Source organism: Rhodococcus opacus B4, from assembly GCF_000010805.1.
Classification (GTDB): Bacteria; Actinomycetota; Actinomycetes; order Mycobacteriales; family Mycobacteriaceae; genus Rhodococcus_F; species Rhodococcus_F opacus_C.
Genome location: NC_012522.1, coordinates 117,208 through 142,928, shown reverse-complemented (window position 1 = coordinate 142,928; position 25,721 = coordinate 117,208). Strand labels below are relative to the sequence as shown.

Here is a 25,721-nt window from a genome sequence, read left to right as displayed (position 1 = left end):
GGCCGACACGCCTGGGCGCAGGTGGTCGGTGACCGCCCGCCACAACGACTCGGTGTGGTGGAAGAGGGAGGCTGGAGGCCATGACCACCGTCCCGGATCCTCCCCGCCGCGGGGTGCTGCGGCGCGCCCACATCGGGCGGGCGGACCGTGCCGAGTGCGACGGCATGCCACCGGTGCGGCTACGCCGACCAGGTATGCGTCACCGCCTCCCCAGGCGAAGTCAGCGGAGGGGTGGCCGGTGATCGGCAGGGCCAGCGCCGCGCCGGTGGACCACGGTCGGGACCGGAAAGCGTTCCGGGGACCGGCATTCGAGGTGCAGCAGGTCGGTGATCACCTCGTCGGCCCGATCCGCGATGCACTCCGGTAGCGGCTGCCGGCCGAGCCCGAGCCCGCCGATGATCAGGACCCGATCGGGACCCTGTCCCTCGATGCCCAACGACCACCCGAAATGATGGTTCCAGGCGAGAAGGATGCGTCGCCCGCTGCAGTACCGGCTCTGCTTCGACAGCACCACCACCGCGTCGAAGGTGACCTCGTCCCATCGGCGGATCGTCTCGGCGCTTAATGCCCGCGCGACCGCGAACACGTACGCACTGCTGTCGGGATTGTCGCCGGCGCCGACGCCGCTGCTCATCGTGGACACATCCTTCATCCGCGGAACCATGCACCCGTCCGCGGCGATGTCGAACCTACCCCTCGGCGCTGGTCGGGGCCGCAAGATCGACCGATTTCGTTGGCGGAGTGTGCCTACGGTGGGGATGGGTACCCGGCGGTCATGGGGTCCGATCTCGGCGGGCGCTTCGGCCCGGATGCGGAGGTGGCCGGCCACCTGCTCGCGCTGGTCTCCGAACACCGGTACCCGGCGCTGGGCCGGGAGCTGTCCTCGCTGATGGCGCCGCCGGATCCCGCGGCCGGCGGCGGGAGTTGCTACGGCGGGGTGCTGGCCTGGCTGACCGGCGCAATCGCCGACGTGGCCGTCGCCCGGCTCGGGCCTGCCGCGCAGGATGAATCGTTCATCCTCGAGGTCCGCACCGCGGCCGGGCAGCTCGTCGACGCCCGGAAGCTGCCGCCGCGGCAGGCCCGGGTGGCGCGGTCGGTGCTGGCCCTGCTGGCCGGCGACCGAGCCGCCGCCCGGGTGCACCTGGGTGCCGCCGAACGTGAACCCGACTCGCAGGTGCGGGTCACCACCCTGATCGAGGCACTGACCTGGCTCAACGCCCTCCTCGACGCCCCCACCCCGGCGCTGCCCGACCCACCACCCCAATAGGGAGAGGAAAGGTGGTCGCCACTCGGCGGACCGACGACCCAGCGGAACGCGAACAGGCGCGCCCGGGCAACAGGGCCAGCGAACGAGCGGACCGGCGAACGAGCGGACCGGCGAACGAGCGGACCGACGAATAGGGGTCCAACGAGCCGGCGAAGAGGGGCGCCCTCGTTCGGATTCGGGTGCGGGTCTCGGGTATTCCGGTCAGTGATGCGGTGAGGTCCCGCTCGATGAGACAAAGCGTTCCGGTGATATCAACGCAACCTGCCCAGCGTGGTTCTCGTTCGCCACCCCGGTTCAGGCGGCGTCCCTGCTGGTGGGGGCGGTGTTCCTGGTGGTCGGGGTGCTCGGGTTCATCCCCGGGGGTGACCACCGACTACGACACGCTCACCTTCGCCGGCCATCACACCGAGGCCGCACTGCTGGGAATATTCCAGGTGTCCGTCCTGCACAACATCGTGCATCTGCTGTTCGGGGTGGCCGGGATCGCGGCGGCGCGCACGGCCGGCGCCGCGAAAGGCTTCCTCGTCGGCGGCGGGCTCATCTATCTGGTGCTGTGGATCTACGGTCTGGTCATCGATCAGGACGGCAGCGCGTACTTTGTGCCGGTCAACACCGCCGACAACTGGCTGCACCTCGTCCTCGGTGCCGGGATGGTTGTCCTCGGGTTGCTGTTGCCGCGGCTGCGCACCACCGCACCGAGATTGATCCCACCGCCTCTGCCCGGCCGCGGTGCCGTCGCCCTGCGGCTATCGGTGGCCGGGCCAGGCGGCGCGGGGGTCGAATCCGGTGGCCTTCTCGGCCTTGTCGTAGGCGCGTAGGGCGTCGACGGCGCTGCGGTCCAGCCGGGTCGGCACGGCGACCTGCACGGTCACCCGCAGATCCCCTGCGGGGCCGCCGCCGCGGTGCACGCCGCGACCACGTAACCGGAAGGTGCGCCCGGACGGGGTGCCGGCGGGGATCTTCACGCTGACCCGCCCGTCGAGGGTGGGCACCGAGATGGTGGTGCCGAGGGCGAGTTCGCCGAACCCGACCGGCACGGTCACGGTGAGATCGTCGCCGTCGCGGCCGAAGACCGGATCCGGATCCACCGTGACGGTGACGTACAGATCCCCGGCGGGTGCCCCGCGCAGGCCGGGCTCGCCGTGCGCGGGCAACCGAATGCGTTGGCCGTCGGTGACCCCGGGTGGGATGCGGACGTTGATGGTACGGGTGCGGTGCCCGACCCCAGTTCCCTGGCAGTCCGCGCACGGGTGGTCGACGATCATCCCGGTGCCGCGACAGTCGTCGCAGGGTTCGCTGAACCCGAAGCCGCCCTGATTGCGGGTCAGGGTCCCGGCACCGCCGCACGAGGGGCACCGCCTTGGACGGGTTCCGGGCCGGGCGCCGCTGCCGTGGCAGGTGGTGCACACCGTGGGTCCGCTGACCTGCAGGGGCAGCACCACCCCGGTGACGGCCTGCCGCAGCGGTAGCCGGGTCTGCGCCTCGACGTCGCTGCCCCGGCGGGGGCGGGACGAGGCGGTGGTGGTGCGGGTGCCGCTGCGCCGGAACAGATCTCCGAACACGTCTCCGAATCCGGCGTCGCCGGAGGTGAACGCGGCACTCCCGCTCCCGAACAGGTCGGAGAGGTCGAACCCACCCATCCCGCCGCCCGACCGGGCGGCGGCGCCGGCGCGGGTGCCGGCCTGCCGGAAGGACCCGGACCGGTACAGCTGCCGGGTCCGGTCGTACTCGGCGCGGGTGGCCGGATCCGAGAGCACCGCGTGCGCCTCGCTGACCGCCTTGAATCGTTCTCCGGCCGCCGCGTCGTCCGGGTTGGCGTCCGGGTGCAATCGGCGGGCGAGCGTGCGGTAGGCGCGTTTGATCTGCTCCGCCGACGCCGTGGAGGGCACACCCAGGTCTGCGTAGAAGTCACGCTCGATCCACTCCTGCTGCGTCACAGGGTATCTCCTCCCTCCACCAACGCTGCGTCACTTCTCACCATCACCCGGCAGCAGACTCCGGTGGCGACCGGCATGCCGCCGCGACCACGTCATCCGCAGCGGTAGGGATTCGGGTCGTCACCCGGGTCCCCGGCCCCGCCGGACTCCGGCCGCGCGTCGGTGTCCGCCGGGGGGCCGGGGTTGCTGGTGTTCTCGTACCGGTCGCGGTCGATCACGGTGACCAACGCGGTCCGCAGCACCGTGTGCACGCCGAAGGTGTAGCCGCGGCGCAGCACGGTGTCCACCACCAGGTCGGTGCCGTGACCGTCGTGGCTGGCGGCCTCGTGCAGGGTGGGATCGAAGCGGTCCCCGCGCTCCCCGAACGCCGCGACCCCCATCCGGGCCAGGATGGTCCGGATCTTCCGAGACAGGCTGTGCCGCGGCTCCCGGGCGGTGTCACCGTGCTCGCGGGCCCAGTCCAGGTCGTCGAGAACACCGAGGAACTCGGCGACGACCGACGCTTTCGCGTTCTCCGCGGCCGCCGCCCGGTCCCGCTCGACCCGGCGCCGGTAGTTGGCGTACTCGGCCTGCAGGCGCTGTAGATCGGCCGTCAACTCCGCCACCCGGTCCGAGTCGACCTGCCGGGGCTCCGGCCGCGCGGCACCCGTGTCCAAGGACGATGTGCCTGCCTTCTCGCCCGGGGACGCCTTCCCGCTCAGCGTCGATGCCCCTCGATCCTGCGGGGAATGGGATCCGGGTGTGTCCTGCCGGACCCGGCCGGTGACCGGGTCGATGCGGCGCCGGTCGGTGATCGCGATCGGCTCGCGCGGCGGCTGCCGACCGTTGCCCCGGCCGCGACCGGCCGTTCCGGAACGTTGCTGCTCGTCGTATGGTGTGTTCATCCCGCATCACCGTCCCTCCCGGGGTTCGTCCACCACCTCCGCGTCGACGACGTCGTCGGCGCCGTGCCCGTCACCGGACGCTCCGGCTCCGGCCCCGGGGCCGCCGTCGCCACCGGCTGACGCTCCGTCCTGCTGGGCTTGGGCGGCGTAGATGGCCTGGCCGAGGGCCTGGGATTCGGTACCCAGCTTCTCCATAGCCGTCTTGATCGCCGCGATGTCGGTGCCGGCCAACGCGTCCTGCACCTGTGCGATCGCGGACCGCACCTTGTCTGTGACGTCGGCGGGTACCTTGTTGTCGTTGTCCTTGATGAATTTCTCGGTCTGATATACCAGCGACTCGGCCTGGTTGCGGGTTTCGGCTTCCTCCCGGCGCCGGCTGTCCTCGGCGGCGTGTGCCTCGGCGTCGCGGATCATCCGGTCGATGTCCTCCTTCGACAGTGCCGAGCCTTCCTGGATGCGGATCCGGTTCTCCTTGCCGGTGCCCTTGTCCTTGGCGGTCACGTGCACGATGCCGTTGGCGTCGATGTCGAAGGTGACCTCGATCTGCGGCACCCCCCGCGGGGCGGGCGGAATCCCGGCCAGCTCGAAGCTGCCGAGCAGCTTGTTGTGCGAGGCGATCTCGCGCTCCCCCTGATACACCTGGATCTGCACCGACGGCTGGTTGTCGTCGGCGGTGGTGAAGGTCTCCGACCTTTTGGTCGGGATGGTGGTGTTGCGCTCGATGAGCTTGGTCATCACCCCGCCCTTGGTCTCGATGCCGAGCGAGAGCGGGGTGACGTCGAGGAGCAGCACGTCCTTGACCTCACCGCCGAGCACACCGGCCTGCAGGGCGGCGCCGACGGCGACGACCTCGTCCGGATTGACACCCTTGTTCGGTTCCTTCCCGCCGGTCAGCTCGCGCACCAGATTCGTCACCGCGGGCATCCGGGTGGAACCACCGACCAGCACCACGTGGTCGATGTCGCCCACGGAGATCTTCGCGTCCTTGATCACCGAGTCGAACGGGGCCCGGGTGCGGCCGAGGAGGTCGGAGGTGATCTTCTCGAACTCGCTGCGCGAGAGCTGCTCGTCGAGGAACAGCGGGTTCTTGTCCGCGTCGACGGTGATGTAGGGCAGGTTGATCGAGGTGCTGTGCGACGAGGACAGTTCGATCTTCGCCTTCTCCGCGGCCTCCCGCAGCCGCTGCAGCGCCATCTTGTCCTTGGTCAGGTCGAATCCGCTGGACGCCTTGAACTTCTCGGCCAACCACCGCACGATGCGGTCGTCCCAGTCGTCACCGCCGAGGTGGTTGTCACCGGAGGTGGCGCGGACCTCGACGACGCCCTCGCCGATTTCGAGCAGGGAGACGTCGAAGGTTCCGCCGCCGAGGTCGAAGACCAGGATGGTCTGTTCCTTGCCGCCCTTGTCCAGGCCGTACGCCAACGCCGCGGCCGTCGGTTCGTTGATGATCCGCAGCACGGTCAGCCCGGCGATCTGCCCGGCTTCCTTGGTGGCCTGCCGTTGGGCGTCGTTGAAGTAGGCGGGGACGGTGATCACCGCGTCGGTGATGTCCTCGCCCAGATACGATTCCGCGTCCCGCTTGAGTTTCATCAGCACCCGGGCGCTGATCTCCTGCGCGGTGTAGTTCTTGTCGTCGATCGCCACCGTCCAGTCGGTGCCGATCTCGCGTTTGACCGAGCGCACCGTCCGGTCCACGTTGGTGACGGCCTGATTCTTGGCGGGCTGGCCGACCAGCACCTCGCCACTTTTCGCGAATGCCACCACCGACGGCGTGGTGCGGGAGCCCTCCGAGTTGGCGACCACCACCGGGTCACCGCCCTCGAGCACGCACACCACCGAGTTCGTGGTACCCAGATCGATCCCGACCGCCCGCGCCATGACCGTCCCTCCTCACACCCCGGGCACGCCGCCGGCGCACCCGCCGAACCCTTCCGTTGACAACTCAATTTTCTCCCCGTACAACAACCACGGTCAAGAAAATATGCTGCAAACACACGAACTTTTCTCAACCATCCGAAGGCCGCGGATGCGTAGTGGGCGGCGCGTGGGATCCGCTCCGTCTCAGGGGTGTCGACTCGGCGCCGACGGCGCGGGAGGAACTCGTCGCAGCCGGGCGCGCTCCCGCCTTGCGGCACCGCGCACCACGGAGGCGGAACTCGTAAGCAGTCACCCGAACCGATAAAACCCTTCCAATTCACAGAGATTTTCTCTGTCAATCGCGGGAGGTCGGTGGCATAATGAAGGCCACTCCGGCAGGCTCCGGATGGTCGGCGCCCGCACACACGTGATCGGGGGTGGTGAGGATGACGGACGAAACGCTCGTGGCTCTGAAGAACTACGAATATCTGATCCTCGAGCACGGCTGCGAGAACGTCAGCCTGGTCTGGCACACCGATTCGGTGGTCTTCGGCGACGACGGGTGGGCGGACATCGACATGCTCACCCAGCCGGGTTTCACCCCGGCCACGGAATGCTTCGCCCACCGCGACTGACCTTCGCTCGAGCTGTCATTGGGTGCCGGTGATGGTCCGGTGAGGTCACCGATAGTGCTCTCGCTGAGCCCGTCGACACCGCCACCTACCCCACCCTGACCGGCCGCCCACCCCCGGCCGGGGTGGGCGAGCGGGCACCGGCGGGTGCATCGACCGACATCTACCCAGCACCTCGGAGACCGAGACACCCAGAACAATCCGAGGGAGCACAGAAAGGACACTGGTGATGGACGACACCGAATTCCTGTCACGGGTCCGCGAATACGGTGAATACGACAGCCTCGGGCAGGCCACGCGGGTGACGACGGTGGTGCTCCGCAAGCTCGGGGCGCGGCTGACGCCCGGAAAGGTGCGGGCCCTGGCCGCGCAGCTGCCGCCGCTGGCGCGCAACGCCCTCGGCCCCATCGAGGACGGGCGGTCCGCACCCGACTTCGGGGTCGAGGAGTTCCGGCACCGGATCGCCCAGGCCCTCGACGCCCACCCCGCCACCGCCGAATGGGATACCAGCGCGGTGCTGGCCACGGTGGCACAGGCCGTCGACGACGACTGCCTCCGCGCCGTTCTGGGGTCCCTGCCCGAGGGTTTCGCGCCGCTGTTCGGCCGGCCCGAAACGGTGTGAGCTACCACGATTTCCGGGCTGCCGGATCACGCCTCGAGTTCTTCGCTGGGTGACGTCGTCACCCGGCGATCTCCCCTGTGCCTGTCCAGACGGGCGGCCCCGCCGAGGACGAGGACAACCGTGCGCGCTGGGTGGGTGAGCGGGACCGGGTGAGCCGGGTCCCGAGCCCGTCGCGCCGGTCGATTCTGGACGTGACGTGCCGTCCGGCGAGGTCGGCGGCCTCGGTCACCTCCGCCGCGTCCACGTGATCGAGCCGGGCGGGTTTCGGTGTCATCGACCACAGGAAACCTGTTGTTGGACAACATTATTCGGGCAGTGATCAGCTCATCGCGAGGTCACCGTCCCGCTGCGCCACCGCAGCAACACCGCGTCGGCCCGGTGCCGTTCAGTCCGCACCGGTGCCGTTCAGCCCCACCCGGTGCCGTTCAGGGCCGGAACAGGGCACCCCATTCGGTGCGGGCCGCGTCGTCCGCGGCGGCATCGGGTGACTCGGTCCCGCCGGCGAGCGCGACCAGGGCCTCGGCGAGGGCGAAGAGGGAGACGCCGTGCCGGCGGGCCGCACCGACCAGTTCGTCGAACGGGTCCGCGGCCGGGATGCGGCGGATTCCGATCAGCACCCCCTCGGCGGTGTCGAGGGCGCGGGTACGCGATCCCGTGCCGCGGGGATGGGTGTGGGGACTGTGCAAGGAGGCCGCCATCGAGAACACCTCCGTCGAAGTCAGGGAGCGGAAAGTCAGGGAGCGGAAAGTCAGGGAGCGGATCAGGGAGCGGATATGTGTGCGTCGTGCCCGAACGGGTGGAATCTCAAACGTGTCCCGACCCCACGCCTGGAGAATTTCCGGACACATCGGCCGCACAGGCCCTCGCCGCGACGCCCCCGGGTTGCGCGACCCACCGGACCTGTGCCTACCGCCCGCACGGAGGGTCCCGGAGAGTTCGACGTCCGCGTTCGTACTGGTGACACCGGGTGCCGAAAACATGCTGGACGCCCGTCCGAGCAGCACAATCCTGGCAGCTTCCTGTACAAAGGAACTCATCGACACCTACTTGTGACTCATCTCACACCAGTTTGTGATGGGGGTGTACGGATGGACGTTTGTGCAATCTCCGACCGGACCCCGCCGGCGTGCGCACCCGGGGAGGGGGGAGGAATGGGTTCTGCACCGATGTTGTTGCCGATGTCGCCGACCGATTCGTTGTTTCTGCTGGGGGAATCCCGCGAGCATCCGATGCACGTGGGTGGGCTGGCGGTGTTCACCCCGCCCGAGGGCGCCGACGCCGCGGTGGTGCGGGAGATGTTCGAGGCCGCTGTCGACGACGAGCAGGTGGCATCGTTGTTCCGCAGGCGGGCCCGCCGGTCGCTGACCTCACTGGGCCAGTGGGGCTGGGACACCGCCGACCACGTCGATCTCGGCCATCACGTCCGCCGGGACGCGCTGCCCCGGCCCGGGGGCACCGGGGAGCTGCTGACCCTGGTGTCCCGGCTGCATGCGACCCTGCTGGATCGGTCCCGGCCGCTGTGGGAGATGCACCTGATCGAGGGCCTGGCCGACGGCCGGTACGCGGTTTACACCAAGATCCACCACGCCCTCGCCGACGGCGCGACGGCGATGACCCTGCTGCAACGCAGCATGACCGAGGATCCGTACCGCCGCGGCATGTCCGCCCCTGGCAACCGACCCGCGCCGAGAATGAATCGTCCCGAGTTTGATGCACACCTTCTTTCTTGGGAAGGTGTGCATCAAACTCGGGACGATTCAAGGTGCGGTGGGTGCTGACGAAGGGCAAGTTGCCGACGGCGACGTGGGTGGAGGTGGTGACCACGGCGCACGAGGTGGGGTTGCGGTCGAGTTCGACGACGATGTAGGGGCATGTGGACAATCCGAGGCATTGGGTGGGGCATCTGCGGGTGCTGTCCGGGATTCAGGATCGGATCGGGGGGTTCACGGAGTTCGTGCCGTTGCCGTTCGTGCATCAGAGTGCGCCGTTGTATCTGGCGGGGGCGTCGCGGCCGGGTCCGACGAATCGGGACAACCGGGCGGTTCATGCGTTGGCGCGGATCATGTTGCACGGGCGGATCCCGAACATTCAGACCAGTTGGGTCAAGTTGGGGGTGACGGGTACGCAGGTGATGTTGCAGGGCGGGGCGAACGACCTCGGGGGCACGTTGATGGAGGAGACCATCTCGAGGATGGCCGGGTCCGAGCACGGGTCGGAGAAGACCGTCGAAGAGTTGCGGGCCATCGCCGAGGGCATCGGCCGCCCTGCACGCGAAACGCACCACCACACACGCCCGCCAGCACCCCCTCCCCGCGCTGTTATGAGCACGATCGGGGTCGACGGCTATGCGGTGGTGGTGCCGATCAGATCCCTGAGGATGGCGAAGAGTCGACTTCGGACATCCGACACGATGCGTTCGCAACTCGCGTTGGCGTTCTTCCTCGACACGATCACCGCCCTCGAACGCAAGCACCGAGGTGGAGCGGATCGTGGTGGTCTCCGGCGACGCCACCATCCAGGCGTTGGCGCGGGGGCGCTGCGACGTCCTGACGGACGACGAAACGGGCCTCCCCGACGCAATCAATCGCGGCATCGAAAGGCTCCGAAGGATAAGCCATTCCGGGCCGGTGGCCGTCGTCCTCCCGGAACTGCCCTATGCGACCGCTGGCGCGTTCGACATGCTTCTCGCCTCTGCACGCGAACACCTGCGGGCCTACCTGGCTGACGCCACTGGCACCGGCACAACGTGCGTGATAGCCGCCTCGACCGAGGCGGTGATCCACCGTTTCGGATCAAACTCGGCGCGAGCTCATGCCGAGGCCGGCCTTGCAGCATTCGATATTCCAGTCCCCGGCCTACGTGCCGACGTAGATGTCGTCGACGATTTGTGTCGGCAACCGTTTTGGCTAGGTGTTGGGACCGGCAGGGTGACGGAGTGTCGGCGTGGAACTGGTTAGCGCGAATGCACCGATTCGCTGATGCGGCTCGGTGTGGATCGGCGCCGGGGGTTGGCCGGAATCACGGCGGGGGCCGGTGGGGGAGCGACGGCCACGGTTGTCGTGGGCGTGACCGGGGTGATCGGCGGGGCGACGGCCGCCGATCTGGTCACAGGCAGGGCGGCGGTTGCCGTGGTGGGCGCCGGCCCGTGGTGGTCGTGGGCCGTGCGCTCGATACGTCGACCAGCCGGGCCACCGATGCCGTGGTGGTGGTCGATGTGCTGCTGGACTGCGTGCCGCCACCGGCAGCCGCTGAGGAGTGCGGAAATGGCCAGCGCTGCCATCGCGAGGGTTGTCTTCTTCATTCCGGCATGAATCAGCAAACCGGACGCTGGTATCGCTGAGTGACCGACAGGCGCCCGAAGATCGCCGCATAGACCGAGTCGTTGTTGCGGTTGTTTCGTTTGTTGCGTATATTTCGTTTAGGAGGTGCGTGATGGCCGCAGCACATGATCAGCCGACCGTTGTCGAGCAGGAGCAGGCCCGGCAGGCCCTGCAGTTGCTTCGTGACGTCGATCCGGCGGGGGAGACCCTCGATGTGACCGTGGCCGGCACCTCGGAGTCGGTGCATCTTCCTCGCGCGGCCCTCGATCTGATCCGCGAGGTGTTGGCGAATATGGCCGCGGGGCAGGGGGTCACCGTCGTCCCGGCGCACGCGGAACTGACTACCCAGCAGGCCGCACAGATGCTCAATGTCTCGCGCCCGCATGTGATCAAGCTCCTCGACGAGGGGCACATCGAGTACCGGATGGTCGGCCGCCATCGCCGGATCCTCACATCGTCGCTGCTTGCCTACCAGCGGACGCAACTGGGGGCCTCGCGTGCCGCCGCCGACGAGCTGGCGGCCCTGACGGAAGACCTCGGGCTGTACTGACGTGACCTTCACCGTGCTCTACGACGCGAATGTGCTGTACCCGAATGTGTTACGAGATGTGCTGATCCGGCTCGCGCAGACCGGCCTGGTGCACGCGCGGTGGACGGATCGCATCCTGAACGAGACGTTCGAGAACTTGGCCGAAGATCGCCCGGACATCCCGGCAGCGACGTTGACGAAGCTACGGGAGCTGATGAACAGGGCGGTACCGGACTGCCTGGTCACCGGCTACGAGAAACTCATCCCCGCACTCACGCTGCCGGATGCGGACGACCGACATGTGCTCGCCGCGGCGATCCGCGCCGGCGCCCAGGTCATCGTCACCGCCAATCTGCGGGACTTCCCCGACGCGGAGCTGGCGCAGTTCGGCATCGAGGCCAAACATCCGGACGAGTTCGTGATGGATCTGTTCCACCTCGACGGGGTACGGGTCCATCAAGCGGTCAGCGCGACGGCCGCGGCCTGGCGCAATCCACCCGGGACCCCGGCCGATGTGTGTGACCGCCTTGCGGCGGCGGGCCTTCCCATCTCCGCGGCCGCGCTCCGCCGCTGAGCGGTGCCAACGACCAGTCCGGTGGCGACTGCTGTTGCCGCTCGGTGTGGGGACACGGACCGTTAGGTGGTCGGCCCGATTGCGGCGCCCGCCGGCCAGTTGCTTCTGCTTTGGAAATATTGGGTGGCCTCCGGGGTTTCGGTGTATTCGAGGAGGTTGCCGACGTGGGCGGCGAGGACGTCGCGGACTTGGGCTGGTGTGGCGAAGAAGAATTCGCGGCGCGGGTTGGCGTGGTTGAGTCGTTGCCCGGTGAATGCGTTATGCAGTTTGTTTTCGAGTGTGATGGCGTCGTCGGAGAAGTACAGGGCGTGGGTGTCGAAGGGGAAGGGCACCGAGGCGCTGCCGAGCTCGCGGACCCGGTCGGTGGGGTCGAGGCGCCGGGTCATGCCGATCTTGACGACGTTGGGGCCGAATGCGCCTTGGTTGCTGATGACGTAGACGTAGCCGGCGCGGATGTTGGCTTGCCGGTGGTCGTTGTCCTCGATGGCCTTGTCGAGGTCGGCGATTTTGTCGAGGATCCGCTGCTTCTCCTGCGGGTCGGTGCCGCCGATTGAGGTGAGCACTTTGCGGTAGTGGGCGCGTTCGTTGTCGAGTTTTTCGCGTTGGGCGGCGAGTTCTTGTTCGACTTTGCGTTCTTCCCGGAGGTGTTCGCGTTCGGCGCGGGCGGCTTCTTTCTCTTCCTGCGCCTTCATCAGGTAGTCCGCGGTCAGTTCGAGCTCCCGGATCCGCAGGGCGTGATAGGTGTCGGCGAGGTGCATGTCCATCATGGCGCCGAGCTTGGTGATCGTGGTGGCGGCTTTGTTCAGGCGTGTGATCGCGGTGGTGAGGTTGCCGGCGCGGAGGGTGCGCACGCAGATGTCGGCTTCGGCGTTGTAGGCGCGCAGCATCAGTTTCGACAGGTCCGCGGTCTTTTTGCGGCCGTTGGCGAGGGAGTTGTTGGAGCTGAACATGTTCGAGGCGGCGGTCGCCTCACCACTGGTGACCGCGTCCTTGATCTGGGCTTGCAGGGTGTCGAGTTGGTCGCGGTATTGGGCGGCGTTCTCGAGGGGTGGTGGTAGGTGTAGATCCCGACTTCTTGCAGCACGAGGCGATCGTCGGTCTCGACGATGCCGGGATCGGTGCCGCCGCCGGTGGGTGCACGATCCTGGGAGGATGGCGCGGCGGCGCGGCGGCGTTCTCGGTGGCGTGCGCGGGGTCGCGTTCGAGGCCGGCGATCCGGTCGAGGAGGGTGTTGGCCTCGCGTTCTTTGATCACGAGCATCTCGCGCAGGGCTGTGATGGTGACGGCGGGGGCGGGGGTGGTCATCGATGTTCCCTCTCGCCTGTTAGCCGCGGACGCCGCGGGAGTGGGCGACCGGCACCAGGTCGTGCGGATTCTTCGACACCCCGGCCCGCAGATGGTCGAGGGTGGCGCGGGCCTCGACCCGGGAGAGGTCGAGGCGGGTGAAGGTGTCCCGGTCGGTGGCCACCTGCACCACGGTGATGGTGGTGTCGTGCCCGGTGCCGGGGTCGACCACGAGGGTGCCGAGTTCCATCGAGATGGTCTGCACCGCCCATACCGCACCGCCCATACCGCACTGCCCATACCGCACCGCCCGTACCGCACTGCCCCTCGTGACCGCGTATGGGCAGCTTTTCATGTTCGCCGACAGACAGCGGCTCGGAGCAGAAGTCGCCGGTGCCGGACCTGGTGACCGGCTCGGTCGGCCGCGGCGTGGGGGCGGCGTCGGCGTTGTCGAAGTGCATTCGGCGCGTGAGGTCAGGGGAAGGTCGCCCGGGCGCGGTGACGCGTTCGGGTCTACCCGACACCGCTGAATCGAGGATCCGTCGGGCGCCGGTTCCGGTGGGTGTCGAGACGGAGGAGGCGGGACCATGGCGCGTACGGGTGGGAGTGGGACGGACGATCCGGTCGTGAACCGGAGCGCGTGGAGTGTGCTGCGGACGCCACGCCTGGTGATGGCCCCGGTCGTTTTGGTCTGCATCGTGATGTCGCTGCTGGCTGTTCTGTACATGGGCGCCATGCTCGATCCCACCAAGCACCTCCATCACTTCCCGATCGCCCTCGTCGACCAGGACGAGGGCGACACCGTGCCCGGCTCGGATCCACCGGTGCAGCGGAAGCTCGGTGACCAGATCGCGGCCGGGCTGATCGACGGCGTCGATCCGGAGAAGATCCAGTTCCGACGGATGGGCATCGTCGAGGCGCGGTCGCTGCTCGACGACGGGAAGATCTACGGTGCCATCGGCATCCCGAGCGACTTCACCAAACGTACCTTCGTCCTCGCGCAGGCGAGTGTGGTTCCCGGCGACGTGGATCGTCCGGTGATTACCGTCTACACCAATCCCCGGGCCGGCACGATCAGCGCCAACATCGTCAGGGCCGTCGGTGCGACGGCCCTGGACGAGGCCAACCGGGCATTGGGCGAACAGCTCACCGCACAGGTGAACGAGCAGTTGGCGGCGGGTGGCGGCGGGACGCAGCTGTCGGGGGCGAGCCGACTCGTACTCGCCGACCCGATCGACGTTCGGACGGTCGCGCACAACCCGTTACCCTTCGGCACGGGTTTCGGCCTGGCCGCGTTCTATTACGCTCTCCTGCTCGTGTTGGCGGGGTTCACGGGGGCGAACCTCGTCAACGCGCTCGTCGACGGCATGCTCGGCTTCACCCCCACCGAGGTCGGTCCGCTGTATCTGTATCGAGCGGCCGTGCCGATCTCCCGCTTCCACACCCTGCTGGTCAAGTGGGCAATCGTGGTCGCTCTCGGCATGATCGTCTCCGGGCTGTACCTCGGGATCGGTTCGGCGCTGGGACTGCCCGTCACCGACCCGCTGGCACTGTGGGGATACGGCGCGTTCGCGATCGCCGCCGTCGGGATCACGGCCGTGTCCGTCGTTGCCGCGATCGGCAACCTCGGACTGCTCGCAATCTGCTCTTGTTCGTGATGCTGGGGCTGCCGTCGTCGGGCGGCACCATCCCGCTCGAGGCGACTCCGTCGCTGTACCGGTGGCTCGGCGGGTTCGAGCCGATGCATCAGATCTACCGCGGCGTCCGCGCGATCATCTTCTTCGGGGCGAGCGGCGCCGCCGGCCTCATCCACGCGGTGTGGATGACGTTCGCCGGCCTGGTTATCGGGCTCGTTGTCGGGGCCGTCATCACCCGGTTCTACGACCGAAAGGGTCTGCACCGACGCCTCGAAGCGCAGGCACCGGTACCTGTGGAAGCTCGGAGCTGAGGGGTCTTCGCCGGTGTCGCCGACGGCAGTCCCGGCGGCGGTCTCTGCAACCACGTTGTGTCGCAGGGCGTCTCGTTCTCGCTGAGCACGCGGTTCGTGCAGAACGACTCGGTGATGGAGAGCGAACTGTACGAGCGTTGCCTGTCGCTGGAGTTGCTCCCGATTCTTCTGCTATGTGCCGGCGGTGGTGGTGTGGGTTTCAGCTTCGTCAGCACGGTTGGCGGCGCCTCGTCCGTACCGGAGCGCTCTCCCTCACCTTGCTGACCGCGCACTTTATAAGTAGATTGAAAGTATGTCTGTGGGTGAGGTGCCGTTCTCGGATATTCAGAACAAGGGGAAGGCGACGTTGGCGGAGTGGCAGCGGTCGGGTGCGCGGCCGTTGCGGGTGACGCGCCGCGACGATGAGGATTTGGTGTTGATGACGGCGGTGCGGGCGGATCAGGAGCGGGAGGTGCTGGCGGCGGCGACGGCGATGGTCGAGGCCCTGTTGCACTCTGATGATCGTGTTTTGGTCCGCAAGGTGGTGGCGGCGGCGTTTCCGTGGGTGAGCTACCTCTCGGGTGAGGAGCTCGCCGACTTCGTCGACGAGCTGATCGCGTCGCTGCGGGCGGGGTCGTCGCTGGATAATCCGGCTCCGCCTGCTCGCACGATCGAGACGTGGCGGCACACGGCGGAGGTGTATGCCGATCCGGATCTTGCCCGGATCCTGTCGGCGCCGTCCGGCGGTGACTTCGGGGTCGTGCCGGTGCCGGAGCTGTGAGCCCGAAGCGGGGCGAGCGGGTCGCGCCGCCGGCCGCTGGGGAGCTGTGGGACCTGCGGTTCGCGACGAGTGATGCGGCGAAGGGGTGGGACGAGCTGTGCCGGCAGGCGCCGGCGAACACGCTGGTGGCGTACGAGGAACTACGTCGCCGCGCGGTCGGGCAGGAGTCGACGACGCGTCATCACCGGTTGAAGGGCAGGCTCGCGACCGGGGTGCACAACGGGGTGGAGATGGAGCAGTGGCAGTACGAGGTCACCGCCGGCGGGCGGGTCTGGTACGTGGTGGACGTCGAGCACCGCACGTTGTGGCTGAAGTATGCGGGCACGGCGCACCCCAAACAGACCGAATGATGGTGCCGCTGGCACGAATAGGAACCTACTCGTCAATCGGCGAGGCGGAGGTCGGGGGTCGAGGTGGCCGGCTCCAGACCTCGAACCGCGCCGCAACGAGCGATGGTTGGCCGTGCTAGGTATCGAGGACGTCCCCTTCTCTGCCAAGGACCCCACGCAGTGCTGAAACCTTGCCGTTGACCATGCCGAGCTCGAAGTCCGTTGTGCCGGAGACTGCCGGCGCCCGCGCCGCCGGCGGCGCCTCTGATTTTGGTCCCGCCGCGTAACAACCGCCCTGCCTCGGTTCCCGGTCGCCGGCGCCTGGGGGTGAGAGGGTGCGGGGTATGACAGTGCGGCTGCCGACCACCCTCGCGGGTGGTTTCGGACGCTGCTGCGGCGATCGCGGCCCTGACCCTCCGGTTCGGCTCGCCGGCGGGCGCGGCGACTGGTTCGAGGAGTCGCCCTGCGGTGTCGGTGCCGATGATGAGGAGCCGTTCCTCGCCGTCGTCCTCGTACTCGGCGTAGCGGATCGCGTTCTCGAACGCGTGGGTGATGTCGGTGTTGCTGATGTGGTGTTTACGTGCCGAGTCGGTGATCCGCACTTGCAACGGTCACCTTTACGCGTGTGGTTGTCAAGGTTTCCTTTACAAGGTGGCTATCGGCAAGAGAACGGGTGGGGCGAGGGCGTGTGGATGTATGTGGCTTCCGCGAACGTGGTGGTTTTCGCCGGCTGCGTCGGGTGGCCGTCGTCGGATCGATGCGCATCTGTGCCGCCGGCCGGTCTCGAATGTCCCTGTGGGTCATCGGCGACCCTCGATCACGTCCGCGGCCGCGACCAGTTCGGCGGCGATTCTGCGGGCCTCTTCCGGTGTCAGGCGTGGCCGGAACTCGGGGTGGTTACCGACCTCCCAGGTCATGGAGACGCGGGGTCGGCGGTCTGCCTCTCGGACAGGGGTGACGAAGCAGAACGACGATTCGATGCCGTCGTCGTCCAGTGTGAGGTAGTCGAGTGCTGCGGTCAGCTCGATGCAGTTGCTGTTGTCACCGGTGCAGGTGTGATCGTTGCGCCCGCGGGCGTCCTCGTTGGTGCACCAGGGTGCGCATTCGGTTCCGGTCGTCTCGTTGGTGTTCATGTGTCGATCCTCCTCCGGTGACCGTTCGGCTGTTGCGAGTATCGGCGCGGGTGGACCCGGGTTCGTGTGCGGAGGGTGGGTGACAAGGCACCCAGGTGTGGGTGACGGTGGACTTCGATATGCGGATCAGGTCGACGACGTTCGGGAGCGGGTGAGGCGGGATCGGAGTTTTTGGAGTCCTGTCATGACTCTTTCGGCCTTGCTCCCGGGTGCGGGGAGCAAGCCCTCCTGCAAGGCGATGTCGTCATGTTGGTGATGATCCGCAGTGGCGATTTTGCCGTCGCGGTATTCGTGGATGTCGACGCCGTCGAATTCGATGTGTGTGCCGGTGGCGGGGATACCGGGTGGGTCGAGCGGGCCTTGGTGGGTGGCGGTCGTCTTCACCAGTAGGCGGCGCGGGGGCCGTCGTTCGTTGTGTGTGGGGCCGGCGGCGAGTTCGAAGGTCAGGTCGGGGAACGCGCGCCAGCCGTGGTCGAGGAACTCTCGTACGTCGGCTGTGCCGCGCATGGGCTTGGGCCGGGCCGAGTGTCGTTGTAGACGATGTCGTCGGTGAGCAGCTCGAGGACCTGTTCGGGGTCGTGGGCATTCCAGGCGTTTCCCCAGCGCTCGGCGAACTCGCCCACCCACGCGGGGTCGAGGTTCTGCGCCGATGTCTGCTCTTCGATGACTTCACTGTTACGGGGGTGCGGGTCGGTTTTGCTGGCTGTGATGGGGCTGTGACCTGGTGTGATGACATGTCCCCGGTTTGTGATGTGTGGGGCCGTCGACCTGCTCGGAGACGCTGCCGGCGCTGGGGTGTCGGCGGGTGAGGGTATCCGTTTCGTCCGTGTTCGAGTCGTTTTGAAAGATGTTGTTATCCAATGTATTTGGATAATCAATTGATGGATAAGTATTTACGTATGTTGTGCACAAGCTGTGCGGATTGATGTGCGTGAAGCTGTGCGGATTGATGTGCGTGAAGCTGTGCGTGGCGGCAGGCGTGTCGCAATGCGTGCTGACGCACGAGAGCAGATGCGTGTGGTTCAGCGAGTACGTCTCTGGCTGGAGGCCGAAGGTCCCGGAACTACCCGAAGCAGGGTTGGCCGGTGGCCGTCTCGGAGTGCGGCAGAGAAGTTCTGATCTATTTCGTCCACATCGACTGGAATTTGACAGTCCTTCCCCTCGCCGAGCGCCGGAGCATGTGCACGGCTATCAGTCCGGACGCTGTGTCCTTCGCCGCGTCGTGGGTGTGGCCGACTGGGATGGGCGCTACCCCTGTCCGCCTCATAGAGCGCGAGTGTCGATCTGTCTGAGGGACAGGTGGTGGTGGCTATCGCATCGGGTGCGCTGAGAGTCGTGGTCCCCGTGGGCGCGGCCCGGGGGACACCCCGAGGACTGCTAGGGGGCGCCGCTCGTTGTCCGGCAGTGCGTTGGCTCGCCACTTTTTCACTGCCCGGTAGAGCCACTGGCCCACCTGTTCACCGTCGGCGGTGACATAGTTTGCGGGGACGAGTGCGTCGCCGTGTTCTTCGCGGTAGGCGGCGATTTCGGTGAGCATCCGTCGCCGCTTGCCCTCGGCCGGTGGCACGGCAGGGAGCGGCGCGCTGTCATCGGTCCACACGAAGCCGATCGCATCGAGTTGCGTAATGCGTTGCGGCGGCAGGGTGCCGAGCATGCGGGCAACCCGCTGACGGTTCTGCCAACGTCCCAGTCGGAAGCCGCACTCGGTGACGTAGTTGGCGGGCATCACGAGTGCGGGGTGACGGCGGCGAAACTCGGCGTAGAGCTGCAGAGGTGAGGCCGCCGGCGGCCGTGCTCGCATCGAGATCACATCCTTAGAAAGGCCGTCACGTGTTGCCTGGTAGTCACTCAGTCAAAGTATGTCCACTTCTTTGACGATCCGTCATGGAAGTCGACGCGTGTCGGATGGCAACCTGTGCACAGGTCGTGACACTGGTGGAGCCCAGAAGCTGATCGACAGCGCGCAGGACCATTCCGCGCTCGCGCACCGGCCCGCCGAGATCCGAGGCCGCCCCCGGTGCAGGCCAAGCGCCCTCCCCGTCCTGGCGTCGGCCTGATCACTCCGGCCCGTGCCCGCGGCGATCTCGGTGCACTGTCGCCGCCGGGCGGACATGTCGTAGTCACGGGGCACGCTTGAAAAAGTGCGGATCGGGTCACAGGTTCCAGAGTCGGAGCAGCGCGGCCCGCAGGCTGGCGGAGACGATGCGGTGGTCGGTGCGCAGCCGGGGACCCGGGTGCCCGGCATCGGCGAGCAGTACTTCCGCATCGGTCACCGCGATCGGCTCCAGGTCGACTCGGGTACGCAGGTGGTACGCCACCGCTGTGCGAGTGTGGGGGATCGCGTTCGGGTCGGAGTCCACGACCGCCGGCGAGTAGAGCCATTCGTTGTCGGCGGTGACCTGGAGCAGGACGTCGTCCCGCTGGAGCCGGCCACGGCCGCGGCTGCCGGGGGTGTCGATGCGGAACCAGTCGAGCTGGTACTTCGCCGCCGGACCCGCGGACGTACGGTGGCGGCTGATGTGGGCTGCACGCTCGTGTTGTTCCGCCGCGCCGGGCTGGTAATGGGTGATGTGCCACAGGAACATCCGGGTTACCGGGGTGGGGAGGAAGTCGGGTTCGCCGCGGTTGCGGCCGCCGATCCCGGGCAGGGGTACGGCCCGGCCGATCTGCCAGACGGCGGTGGCGTTGTCGAGGAACACCTGGTCGACCTCGGTGATCTCGTCGATACCGTCGATGAAGGCCCGGACGGCGGCCACGACCTCGCCGATCATCGGTGACGACGACGGCCTCATCCGAGATCGTGGAGCTGTGGGAGGCGCCTGCGGAGCCGATGACCGCCCGTCTGTCGGTGGCGATGACGTTGGCGTGCAGGTTCGGTGACGACAGCACCCGCACCCCGGCGTCGAGGTAGTAGGCGAGCGCGATCGGGGAGGTGGCGTGCGCGCGCACGGCGGCGCGGGAGGCGTTGACGACGAGGACGTCCCCGGCGCGCAGCGGCAGCAGGGTGGGCGCGTCCTGGCCGAGGTGGGCGATCGCGGCGTGCCGAGGTCCGCGCGTGCGGATGGCGCGGGTGATGTGCGGCCAGGGGCTCGGCCCGTGGAAGGTGGTCCCCATACGCGGAAAGAGTAGCGGGATGATCACTGTTAGCTTCCTTGCAGCAGTGTCGGCGGCTTTCCTCCCTCACAAAGTCCGCGGCTCCCGTATCTTCGGCGGAGACGGGGCGCGGCGCGGGTCGGGCTCTCGGAATTCGCTCGAGGAGTGACATCGAGCGTGTGGGACTGATGTCCTCCCGGTGCCGGCGTTCGAGCTCGCACACGTTCGACGTGACCCACTCGGTTCTGCTCGCGGCCACCGGTAATACTCAGTTCTCGCTGTGCCGAGCGGGGCGATGCTCTCCAGCCACCGGTTCCGTTCCTTGTCCGTCGCCGAACCGGGACACACATTCTCGTGGCCCGGCGACCATCATGTGGGGAGCGGGGGGAGTCGCAGCATAATCGCAGTTCAAGTGGGCTAGAAAAAGTTGTCGATGAGGTGGGGAGTGAGGATGAAAAGCGGCACTGAAGCGGGTTCAAAGACACTCGATCAGGCCGGTAGCGCCCATCTCGGCGATGCCGGTCAGGAGCCGTCCGCACCGCAACGCGGCGGTGCGCATACTCCCCTGGCACATCGGTCGGAAATTTCGCATCCGCGCTGGTCTCGACCGGCTGCCCGACGACCTGCTCTCGCCCAACCCGCGGTGTGGTGTCCGGTGCGTCATTCTGTTTTCGGATCGAAGGGCGCCGGTGATGTCGATGCTCCGATCGATCGACGGCGCTCTTGTCCGGGCCGCCACGAGAGTGCCGTCCCCTGTTTCGGTCGGCGCGCCTCAAGGCGGCTACCCGCGGGAAGCTGACCGGCAGCGGTTCAGTCGCCCCGGCGCCCGACTGGTGTTGCCGCGGTCTACACAAGACCGCGGCGCCATCATTGCCGGGCGAAGAGTGCCTCGACGAGCGCGGCCGCTGATGCGGTCTTCGCCGCGGTTTTCGTGGTCGCATCGGCGGTGGCGGTGTGGCCGGCGAGGTGCACGGTGGCGGTGAAGCGGGGTGCGTGCGCGGGACCGTCGGTGCGGATCTCCCACTCGGGCGGAGCCTGACGGTTGTTCTGGGCGAGACTCATCAGCCAGGCGATGGGGTTGGACAGGGCCTTGGACTTCTTCGCCCCGTCCAGGTTCAATACGGTCAGCGTGGCCGTATCGTGCGGTGGCGAGGCGATGGCCGGGCCGGGATCTGCGGCCGCGGGCGTGGCAGGGGGCTGCGGGTTCTGCGGTGCTGCAAGCCATTCGGGTTCCGGGTCGGGGTGGTTGGTGCCGGTCAGTTGCGCGCGCAGTCCGGCCCAGAGGGCGGCCTGTTCGGCCAGCTTTTTCGCGGCCGCGATGGTCCAGGGTCCGTGGATGCCAAGGTGGGTGGCGCGGGCGGCGAACAGTGGGTGGTGGTCGGCGCCGCCCCGCCGGGTCTCGAGGTCGGTGGCGGGGTGGTCGGGGTGGGTTTGCCGCCACACCGACGCCACGCTGGGGCCCATCTCGGGATGGGTGTCGGCGAGGGTGTCCAGGACGCGGAGTTGGAGGGGCAGCCAGGTGGGGTCGGCGGCGTCGATCAGGACCGCGACGTCCGGGGCGGTCATCAGGTCGGCGTCGACCCGGCGGGCGAGTTCGGTGGCGATCTCGTCGCGAAGCGGCGCGGCGGCTGCAGATTTGAGGACCTTGTGGAAGGTGCGGGCATCGAGGGCGGTGAGATCGCGTGCCGCCTCCTGGGCGATGATGCGTTGGTCGGCGTGTTTGAAGTGATTCTTCTTCGCCTCCCGGGCGGCGCGGGTGCGCCGGTTCAGATCGTCGCCGAGGGCGGCCAACTGATCCGAGGTGTAAGGGGTGGGGGAGGAGTCGAGGTGGGCGAGAATGACCCGCTGGTTGATCAGGTCCGCCACCCGGCGCAGCGGTGAGGTGACATGGGTGTACGCGCTCAGCCGTAATCCGTAGTGGCCGTGGACCGTCGGGTCGTAGGTCGCGGCCCGCAGCGTCGACAGCAGCCGTCCGCGGAGTTTTGCGAACAGGTCCGGGTCCCCGGCCGCGGCGGCGATCTCGGTCATCAGCTCGTCGGTGCTGCCGGCGACCGGGTTGGGTCGGTGGTTGCGGAACAAGATCGGCAACCCCCGCTCCACACACCACAACGCGACGGCCTCGTTGGTGGCGATCATCAGCTCTTGCACGATGACGTAGGCGACGGTCCGCAGCGCATCCGGGATCGCCACGATGGCCCCGTCCTCATTGCTCGCCCAGCCGCGGGTGAGGTCGTAGAACGCCAGCGCCCCGCCGTCGCGGCGGGCGCCGAGCAAGACTTGCGCGGCGGCATCCGCCGCGGCCAACCAGGCATGGAGCGGATGCTGCGGGTCGGTCAGGATGCCGGGCGCCTGAGCGTGATCGACCGCCACGCACCGACCCGACGGGATCTGTCCGCGGGCGACGGTGACGTCGACCAGCCGGCCGTCGGTGGTGAGGGTGCCGGTGACCCGCAGACTGGTCCGCGCGGCTTCGGAGGTCAAGGTGGCGGCCTGTTCGGCCGTCTCGCCGAGCATCGCAATGGTGCGGCTGCGCAGGTACCGGGTCTCGGCTCGCAGGAACGCCTGCTCGTCGGCGACCGACCCCAGGCCGACGACGTCGGCGACACCGGCGATGTGGACGTCGACCGCCCACCCGCGGCCGCCGGCGGGCGGGGTGACGGCGAAGGCGTCGTCTCGGTCCCGTGCATGCTGCGAGTCGATCATCAGCAGCGTCGCCATGTCGGTCGTGGTCGGTGATGTCATGGCCGCGTACCCCCTTTGTTTCTACGCAGGTCCGACGATAACCAATCTCTTCCCCATGCCCCTCGTGACGCGCCTTGCTGGTCCATCACCGCCCGTCCCCAAAACCGGTTTCAGGTATCAGTCCCCCTGGGGTGCGGTGATCCGCTCATCACCCGGTTGCAGAAAAGGCGTCGACCACCGCCTGCGGCCGAGGCTCTCGAGTAGCCGGCCACGGTCGCCACCTCGCGGCGAGGACTACGCCGGATGGGGAGCGCTGGCAGCAACCGGAAACCTTAGAGCCCCAACGCTTCCCGCAGCCGGTGCGCGCTCATCGCCCCCGGCCGATCCTGCTGAGGGAAGGAGTCGAGCAGCCGGATCAGCTCGTCGCGGCGGGTGGGGTCGGCCGCGCACTGGCGCGGGGTGTGACCGCCGAGGGCGGGGATCGCCTCGTCGAGCCACTGCTGCTCGTATCGGCGGATGTGCTCGTCGAGCGTCGCCGCGATCTCGGGGTCCTCGGGGTCGACGGGTTGGTGTGGGTGAGCGCCGTTGTCCTGGGTTTGTGCGATCAGTTCCGCTGCCGGCGTGCGGGTCTGCTCGCGCAGTCTCCCGCCGGGGTCGGCGGCGCGCACGGCGTCGATCAGGGACTCGAAGCGTGGCTCGTTCATCGCCTCGGCCTCGAGCTCCCAGCGGTCGGTGCTCCGGGTGAGGGTGAGCACGCCGAGCACACTGTTTTGTTCGGTCCAGGTCCACCGGTCGTTGTCGGCGGCGCCGAAGCGGCGGCTGAGCTTGCGCCGGATGCCGGTGGTGTCGGCGATCTCGAACACGGCCCGGCATGCCACCATCGGATGCCCGTCGGGGGTGATAAGCCGTGGCGGCGCGAATCGGGCGCTGAGGAACTCGACGAGCTCTTCGGGGTCGGTGGCGTTCGAGTCGAGCAGCTCGATCAACTGTCCACGCTGCCCGGGGGCGATCGGTTCGATGCCGCCGAAGATCTGCGTCGTGGATCCGGCGGGAACGACGCGGGCGCAGAAGAAGTCGCCGACCCGAAGCTGTCTGCTGGCGGTGCGTTCGGTGACCTCGTGGCGGTCGCCGGTGCGGACGTCGCGCAGGGTCAGCCCCTCGCCGGGACGCACGGTCTCGACCTCGTGCACCGACCGCTCGGTGAGCGACCACTGCTGTGCGAGCAGCAGTTCGTCCGCGGGCAGCAGCACGCCGCGCTCGGCGACGAACCGCGCGAAGGCTCCGCATTCGAACATCACCACATCCGCGACCAGCGGGTCGTCGAGCGCGTGATACAGCGCGAACGGGTCGTCGTTGTGTACGGACCGAATTTGTGCGAGCGAGAGCAGCAGCGGTCGCCACTCGATGCCCTGCGCGAACGAGCCCGCCTTCTGGTACAGCCACCCAGCCCGCTGCTCGAGTGAGTGTTCGGCCGTGCCGAGGTGGCACGCCTTGTATTTGCGCCCGGATCCGCACCAGCACCGATCGTTGCGCCCCAGGTCCGGCCGGTCGACAGGAAGAAACGACTGGAGCAGGTCGTACATGGGTTCGCGATACGCACCCTCGACCCGGTCGAGCAGTCCGATCGCGCGCACCGCGTCACCACGATCGGACGCGAAGCGGGCCAAAGCCTCGAGCGCCTCGTCCCAGTTCGGGTCCACGGCCAGGGCCCGCTCGTAGTGCCGCTCGGCGTCTGCGGTCCATCCGTCGAGTTCGGCTGCCTTGCCCGCCAGCCAATGCGCGGTCGGGGCGATCCGGCGGGGGCCGCGGTCGCGGAGTACCGCGGCGGCCGACCGTAGGGTGTCGGTGCCGGCGTGTGCGGTTGCGTATGCCTCGCCAAACGCGGCGCGGGCCGCGTTCGGGTGGGCGAGCCCGGCGAACCGGTCACCGAAGTTCGCCGCGACCGCGTCGACGGCGGCCGCGCGCTGGTCGTCGGGGGTGCGTTCGAGCACCCCGATCAGGGCCAGGAACGCCAGGACCGCGTCGGTCTGATCGTCGGTGAGATGATGCGCCGCCGCGACCGTCGCCATGTGCGCCTTCCCTCGGTGGGCGGCGAAGTCGAACCCCGCGGCCGCGATGTCGTCGCCGTCGCACACGTATCCGGCGGCGGTGATCAGCTCACCGAGCGGGGTGGTCGGCGCCGTCAGCAGGGACGGGTCGTCGGCCATCAGCTGCCAGATCACACCGTCGAGGGGCTCAGGGCGATCCTCGGTCACCAGGCCGGTCAGGGCGGCGGTGAGATCGGGTGCGGGTGCGGGTGGGTTTTCCGCGGCGGTGAGCCGCAGGACGCCGCCTGTGAAGGTGAGCGCGACCAGATCACCGGGCCGCAATCCGGTGAGCGCGTCCGGTTCGAGCAGCAGCGCCGCGTCCGCCGGCCAGTCCGCGTCGAGGGCGCCGCGCTCGTCGAACACGTCGTCATCGAGGTCACGAAAGAGGATGCGCAGGCCGCCTGCGGCCGGGTCGTCATCGTCGAAGGGCAGCAGCGGCATCAGGTCCGGATTGGCGTCGAGGATGCCGGAGGAGATTTCCATCTCGGTGAGCCGGTGGGTGAGCACCCGACCGTCGAGCAGCGCGTCGAGGGCCGCGCTGCGACCGTCGGCCAGGTAGCCGAGCCGGGGATGACCGATGTACTCGGTGAGTTCCTCCATGTCGGCGAGGTAGCCGTGTCCCTCGGCGACCAGCCGCCGCGCCCATTCGTCGGGGTGCAGGGGCCCGTGCTCGCGGAGGAGGCTCATGGCGGCTTCGGCGGTGGGATCTGTCGGATCGGTCACCGAGCGATGGTATCGACGCACCCAGGTATCTCGTCGGACCCGCAGACTCGGCGTGGGAGG

Annotated in this window: 23 protein-coding genes and 5 pseudogenes; 12 read left to right on the top strand and 16 right to left on the bottom strand. The window is 68.2% G+C overall.

What is annotated here, in order from left to right:
• Positions 1 to 220: 220 nt before the first annotated feature.
• Complete coding sequence (locus ROP_RS00745) at positions 221 to 652, bottom strand: DUF6292 family protein (protein WP_231868835.1); 432 nt, start codon at positions 650 to 652, stop codon at positions 221 to 223.
• A 123-nt stretch (positions 653 to 775) separates the two neighbouring features.
• On the opposite strand from ROP_RS00745, the gene ROP_RS00740 reads away from it, so the two are divergent.
• Positions 776 to 1,267, top strand: coding sequence for a hypothetical protein (locus ROP_RS00740; RefSeq protein WP_012687415.1), 492 nt, complete (start codon positions 776 to 778; stop codon positions 1,265 to 1,267).
• Between the two features lie 250 nt (positions 1,268 to 1,517).
• A pseudogene (locus ROP_RS00735) lies at positions 1,518 to 1,977 on the top strand (DUF4383 domain-containing protein); the annotation flags it as partial.
• Positions 1,978 to 2,013: 36 nt separating this feature from the next.
• On the opposite strand, the gene dnaJ reads toward ROP_RS00735, so the two are convergent.
• The 3 genes from dnaJ to dnaK form a co-directional block, all read right to left on the bottom strand.
• Positions 2,014 to 3,204 (bottom strand): molecular chaperone DnaJ, encoded by a 1,191-nt coding sequence (dnaJ, locus tag ROP_RS00730; protein WP_012687413.1) that lies wholly within the window; start codon positions 3,202 to 3,204, stop codon positions 2,014 to 2,016.
• Positions 3,205 to 3,296: 92 nt separating this feature from the next.
• Positions 3,297 to 4,088 carry a nucleotide exchange factor GrpE gene (gene grpE / locus ROP_RS00725; RefSeq protein WP_012687412.1) on the bottom strand — a complete coding sequence of 264 codons (792 nt, stop codon included), beginning with the start codon at positions 4,086 to 4,088 and terminating at the stop codon, positions 3,297 to 3,299.
• Positions 4,089 to 4,094: 6 nt separating this feature from the next.
• A complete protein-coding gene (gene dnaK / locus ROP_RS00720; RefSeq protein WP_012687411.1) occupies positions 4,095 to 5,966 on the bottom strand; it encodes a molecular chaperone DnaK in 1,872 nt (623 codons plus the stop codon).
• 425 nt (positions 5,967 to 6,391) lie between these two features.
• Between dnaK and ROP_RS00715 the strand changes: the two genes are divergently transcribed.
• Positions 6,392 to 6,580 carry a hypothetical protein gene (locus ROP_RS00715; protein WP_012687410.1) on the top strand — a complete coding sequence of 63 codons (189 nt, stop codon included), beginning with the start codon at positions 6,392 to 6,394 and terminating at the stop codon, positions 6,578 to 6,580.
• A 226-nt stretch (positions 6,581 to 6,806) separates the two neighbouring features.
• A complete protein-coding gene (locus ROP_RS00710) occupies positions 6,807 to 7,199 on the top strand; it encodes a DUF2267 domain-containing protein (RefSeq protein WP_043823990.1) in 393 nt (130 codons plus the stop codon).
• 58 nt (positions 7,200 to 7,257) lie between these two features.
• On the opposite strand, the gene ROP_RS00705 is transcribed toward ROP_RS00710, so the two are convergent.
• Together ROP_RS00705 and ROP_RS00700 are read right to left on the bottom strand one after the other, a co-directional pair.
• On the bottom strand, positions 7,258 to 7,473 hold the full coding sequence (locus tag ROP_RS00705) for a DUF3052 family protein (RefSeq protein WP_012687408.1): 216 nt from the start codon (positions 7,471 to 7,473) through the stop codon (positions 7,258 to 7,260).
• Positions 7,474 to 7,624: 151 nt separating this feature from the next.
• On the bottom strand, positions 7,625 to 7,897 hold the full coding sequence (locus ROP_RS00700) for a hypothetical protein (protein WP_012687407.1): 273 nt from the start codon (positions 7,895 to 7,897) through the stop codon (positions 7,625 to 7,627).
• A gap of 468 nt (positions 7,898 to 8,365) precedes the next feature.
• Here ROP_RS00700 and ROP_RS00695 point away from each other — a divergent pair.
• The 3 genes and pseudogenes from ROP_RS00695 to ROP_RS42435 form a co-directional block, all read left to right on the top strand.
• A pseudogene (locus tag ROP_RS00695) lies at positions 8,366 to 8,869 on the top strand (wax ester/triacylglycerol synthase domain-containing protein); the annotation flags it as partial.
• 89 nt (positions 8,870 to 8,958) lie between these two features.
• Positions 8,959 to 9,523 (top strand): annotated as a pseudogene (gene fbiC, locus ROP_RS40855) (7,8-didemethyl-8-hydroxy-5-deazariboflavin synthase); the annotation flags it as partial.
• A 165-nt stretch (positions 9,524 to 9,688) separates the two neighbouring features.
• A complete protein-coding gene (locus tag ROP_RS42435) occupies positions 9,689 to 10,156 on the top strand; it encodes a hypothetical protein (RefSeq protein ID WP_148222428.1) in 468 nt (155 codons plus the stop codon).
• Here the strand turns inward: ROP_RS42435 and ROP_RS00685 are convergent.
• Positions 10,153 to 10,500, bottom strand: coding sequence for a hypothetical protein (locus tag ROP_RS00685; protein WP_012687404.1), 348 nt, complete (start codon positions 10,498 to 10,500; stop codon positions 10,153 to 10,155). The two genes, ROP_RS42435 and ROP_RS00685, sit on opposite strands and share 4 nt — an antisense overlap.
• Positions 10,501 to 10,631: 131 nt before the next feature.
• On the opposite strand from ROP_RS00685, the gene ROP_RS00680 reads away from it, so the two are divergent.
• Together ROP_RS00680 and ROP_RS00675 are read left to right on the top strand one after the other, a co-directional pair.
• Positions 10,632 to 11,069: a helix-turn-helix domain-containing protein gene (locus ROP_RS00680; protein WP_043823984.1), complete on the top strand. Its 438-nt coding sequence runs from the start codon at positions 10,632 to 10,634 to the stop codon at positions 11,067 to 11,069.
• Position 11,070: 1 nt separating this feature from the next.
• Positions 11,071 to 11,622 (top strand): PIN domain-containing protein, encoded by a 552-nt coding sequence (locus ROP_RS00675; protein WP_012687402.1) that lies wholly within the window; start codon positions 11,071 to 11,073, stop codon positions 11,620 to 11,622.
• Between the two features lie 62 nt (positions 11,623 to 11,684).
• Here the strand turns inward: ROP_RS00675 and ROP_RS00670 are convergent, their stop codons facing one another.
• Genes ROP_RS00670 through ROP_RS00665 form a run of 3 tightly spaced genes read right to left on the bottom strand, consistent with a single transcriptional unit; the run spans position 11,685 to position 13,192 of the window.
• On the bottom strand, positions 11,685 to 12,572 hold the full coding sequence (locus ROP_RS00670; RefSeq protein ID WP_012687401.1) for a DUF4041 domain-containing protein: 888 nt from the start codon (positions 12,570 to 12,572) through the stop codon (positions 11,685 to 11,687).
• A gap of 19 nt (positions 12,573 to 12,591) precedes the next feature.
• The gene (locus ROP_RS43890; RefSeq protein WP_012687400.1) at positions 12,592 to 12,927 is read right to left on the bottom strand and encodes a hypothetical protein; all 336 of its coding nucleotides are present in this window, start codon (positions 12,925 to 12,927) and stop codon (positions 12,592 to 12,594) included.
• Between the two features lie 19 nt (positions 12,928 to 12,946).
• The gene (locus ROP_RS00665) at positions 12,947 to 13,192 is read right to left on the bottom strand and encodes a hypothetical protein (protein ID WP_231868834.1); all 246 of its coding nucleotides are present in this window, start codon (positions 13,190 to 13,192) and stop codon (positions 12,947 to 12,949) included.
• 301 nt (positions 13,193 to 13,493) lie between these two features.
• Here ROP_RS00665 and ROP_RS00660 point away from each other — a divergent pair.
• The 3 genes and pseudogenes from ROP_RS00660 to ROP_RS00645 all read left to right on the top strand — a co-directional run bounded on the left by ROP_RS00660 (position 13,494) and on the right by ROP_RS00645 (position 15,964).
• Positions 13,494 to 14,854, top strand: a pseudogene (locus ROP_RS00660) (YhgE/Pip domain-containing protein).
• 292 nt (positions 14,855 to 15,146) lie between these two features.
• Positions 15,147 to 15,614, top strand: a complete 468-nt coding sequence (locus ROP_RS00650; RefSeq protein ID WP_012687395.1) for a hypothetical protein — start codon at positions 15,147 to 15,149, stop codon at positions 15,612 to 15,614.
• A complete protein-coding gene (locus ROP_RS00645) occupies positions 15,611 to 15,964 on the top strand; it encodes a hypothetical protein (protein WP_012687394.1) in 354 nt (117 codons plus the stop codon). Before ROP_RS00650 ends, ROP_RS00645 begins: the two co-directional genes overlap by 4 nt.
• Before the next feature lie 779 nt (positions 15,965 to 16,743).
• Here the strand turns inward: ROP_RS00645 and ROP_RS00640 are convergent.
• The 6 genes and pseudogenes from ROP_RS00640 to ROP_RS00610 all read right to left on the bottom strand — a co-directional run bounded on the left by ROP_RS00640 (position 16,744) and on the right by ROP_RS00610 (position 25,661).
• Positions 16,744 to 17,076: a DUF6907 domain-containing protein gene (locus tag ROP_RS00640; RefSeq protein ID WP_012687392.1), complete on the bottom strand. Its 333-nt coding sequence runs from the start codon at positions 17,074 to 17,076 to the stop codon at positions 16,744 to 16,746.
• 126 nt (positions 17,077 to 17,202) lie between these two features.
• Positions 17,203 to 17,583 carry an ester cyclase gene (locus ROP_RS00635; protein WP_012687391.1) on the bottom strand — a complete coding sequence of 127 codons (381 nt, stop codon included), beginning with the start codon at positions 17,581 to 17,583 and terminating at the stop codon, positions 17,203 to 17,205.
• 802 nt (positions 17,584 to 18,385) lie between these two features.
• On the bottom strand, positions 18,386 to 18,877 hold the full coding sequence (locus tag ROP_RS00625) for a helicase associated domain-containing protein (RefSeq protein ID WP_043826116.1): 492 nt from the start codon (positions 18,875 to 18,877) through the stop codon (positions 18,386 to 18,388).
• A 352-nt stretch (positions 18,878 to 19,229) separates the two neighbouring features.
• Positions 19,230 to 20,190, bottom strand: a pseudogene (locus tag ROP_RS00620) (phosphatidylserine/phosphatidylglycerophosphate/cardiolipin synthase family protein).
• Positions 20,191 to 21,036: 846 nt separating this feature from the next.
• Positions 21,037 to 22,911, bottom strand: a complete 1,875-nt coding sequence (locus tag ROP_RS00615) for an RNB domain-containing ribonuclease (protein ID WP_012687388.1) — start codon at positions 22,909 to 22,911, stop codon at positions 21,037 to 21,039.
• 272 nt (positions 22,912 to 23,183) lie between these two features.
• Complete coding sequence (locus tag ROP_RS00610; protein ID WP_043823977.1) at positions 23,184 to 25,661, bottom strand: SEC-C domain-containing protein; 2,478 nt, start codon at positions 25,659 to 25,661, stop codon at positions 23,184 to 23,186.
• Positions 25,662 to 25,721: the final 60 nt, after the last annotated feature.

What these genes read in the sequence shown, in the direction of transcription:
- ROP_RS00745 (WP_231868835.1), bottom strand. Translation starts at nt 652, where the DNA reads ATGAAGGATGTGTCCACGATGAGCAGCGGCGTCGGCGCCGGCGACAAT.
- ROP_RS00740 (WP_012687415.1), top strand. Translation starts at nt 776, where the DNA reads ATGGGGTCCGATCTCGGCGGGCGCTTCGGCCCGGATGCGGAGGTGGCC.
- grpE (WP_012687412.1), bottom strand. Translation starts at nt 4,088, where the DNA reads ATGAACACACCATACGACGAGCAGCAACGTTCCGGAACGGCCGGTCGC.
- dnaK (WP_012687411.1), bottom strand. Translation starts at nt 5,966, where the DNA reads ATGGCGCGGGCGGTCGGGATCGATCTGGGTACCACGAACTCGGTGGTG.
- ROP_RS00715 (WP_012687410.1), top strand. Translation starts at nt 6,392, where the DNA reads ATGACGGACGAAACGCTCGTGGCTCTGAAGAACTACGAATATCTGATC.
- ROP_RS00710 (WP_043823990.1), top strand. Translation starts at nt 6,807, where the DNA reads ATGGACGACACCGAATTCCTGTCACGGGTCCGCGAATACGGTGAATAC.
- ROP_RS00705 (WP_012687408.1), bottom strand. Translation starts at nt 7,473, where the DNA reads ATGACACCGAAACCCGCCCGGCTCGATCACGTGGACGCGGCGGAGGTG.
- ROP_RS00700 (WP_012687407.1), bottom strand. Translation starts at nt 7,897, where the DNA reads ATGGCGGCCTCCTTGCACAGTCCCCACACCCATCCCCGCGGCACGGGA.
- ROP_RS00685 (WP_012687404.1), bottom strand. Translation starts at nt 10,500, where the DNA reads ATGAAGAAGACAACCCTCGCGATGGCAGCGCTGGCCATTTCCGCACTC.
- ROP_RS00680 (WP_043823984.1), top strand. Translation starts at nt 10,632, where the DNA reads ATGGCCGCAGCACATGATCAGCCGACCGTTGTCGAGCAGGAGCAGGCC.
- ROP_RS00670 (WP_012687401.1), bottom strand. Translation starts at nt 12,572, where the DNA reads ATGTTCAGCTCCAACAACTCCCTCGCCAACGGCCGCAAAAAGACCGCG.
- ROP_RS43890 (WP_012687400.1), bottom strand. Translation starts at nt 12,927, where the DNA reads ATGACCACCCCCGCCCCCGCCGTCACCATCACAGCCCTGCGCGAGATG.
- ROP_RS00665 (WP_231868834.1), bottom strand. Translation starts at nt 13,192, where the DNA reads ATGGGCGGTGCGGTATGGGCGGTGCAGACCATCTCGATGGAACTCGGC.
- ROP_RS00650 (WP_012687395.1), top strand. Translation starts at nt 15,147, where the DNA reads ATGTCTGTGGGTGAGGTGCCGTTCTCGGATATTCAGAACAAGGGGAAG.
- ROP_RS00640 (WP_012687392.1), bottom strand. Translation starts at nt 17,076, where the DNA reads ATGAACACCAACGAGACGACCGGAACCGAATGCGCACCCTGGTGCACC.
- ROP_RS00635 (WP_012687391.1), bottom strand. Translation starts at nt 17,583, where the DNA reads ATGCGCGGCACAGCCGACGTACGAGAGTTCCTCGACCACGGCTGGCGC.
- ROP_RS00625 (WP_043826116.1), bottom strand. Translation starts at nt 18,877, where the DNA reads ATGCGAGCACGGCCGCCGGCGGCCTCACCTCTGCAGCTCTACGCCGAG.
- ROP_RS00615 (WP_012687388.1), bottom strand. Translation starts at nt 22,911, where the DNA reads ATGACATCACCGACCACGACCGACATGGCGACGCTGCTGATGATCGAC.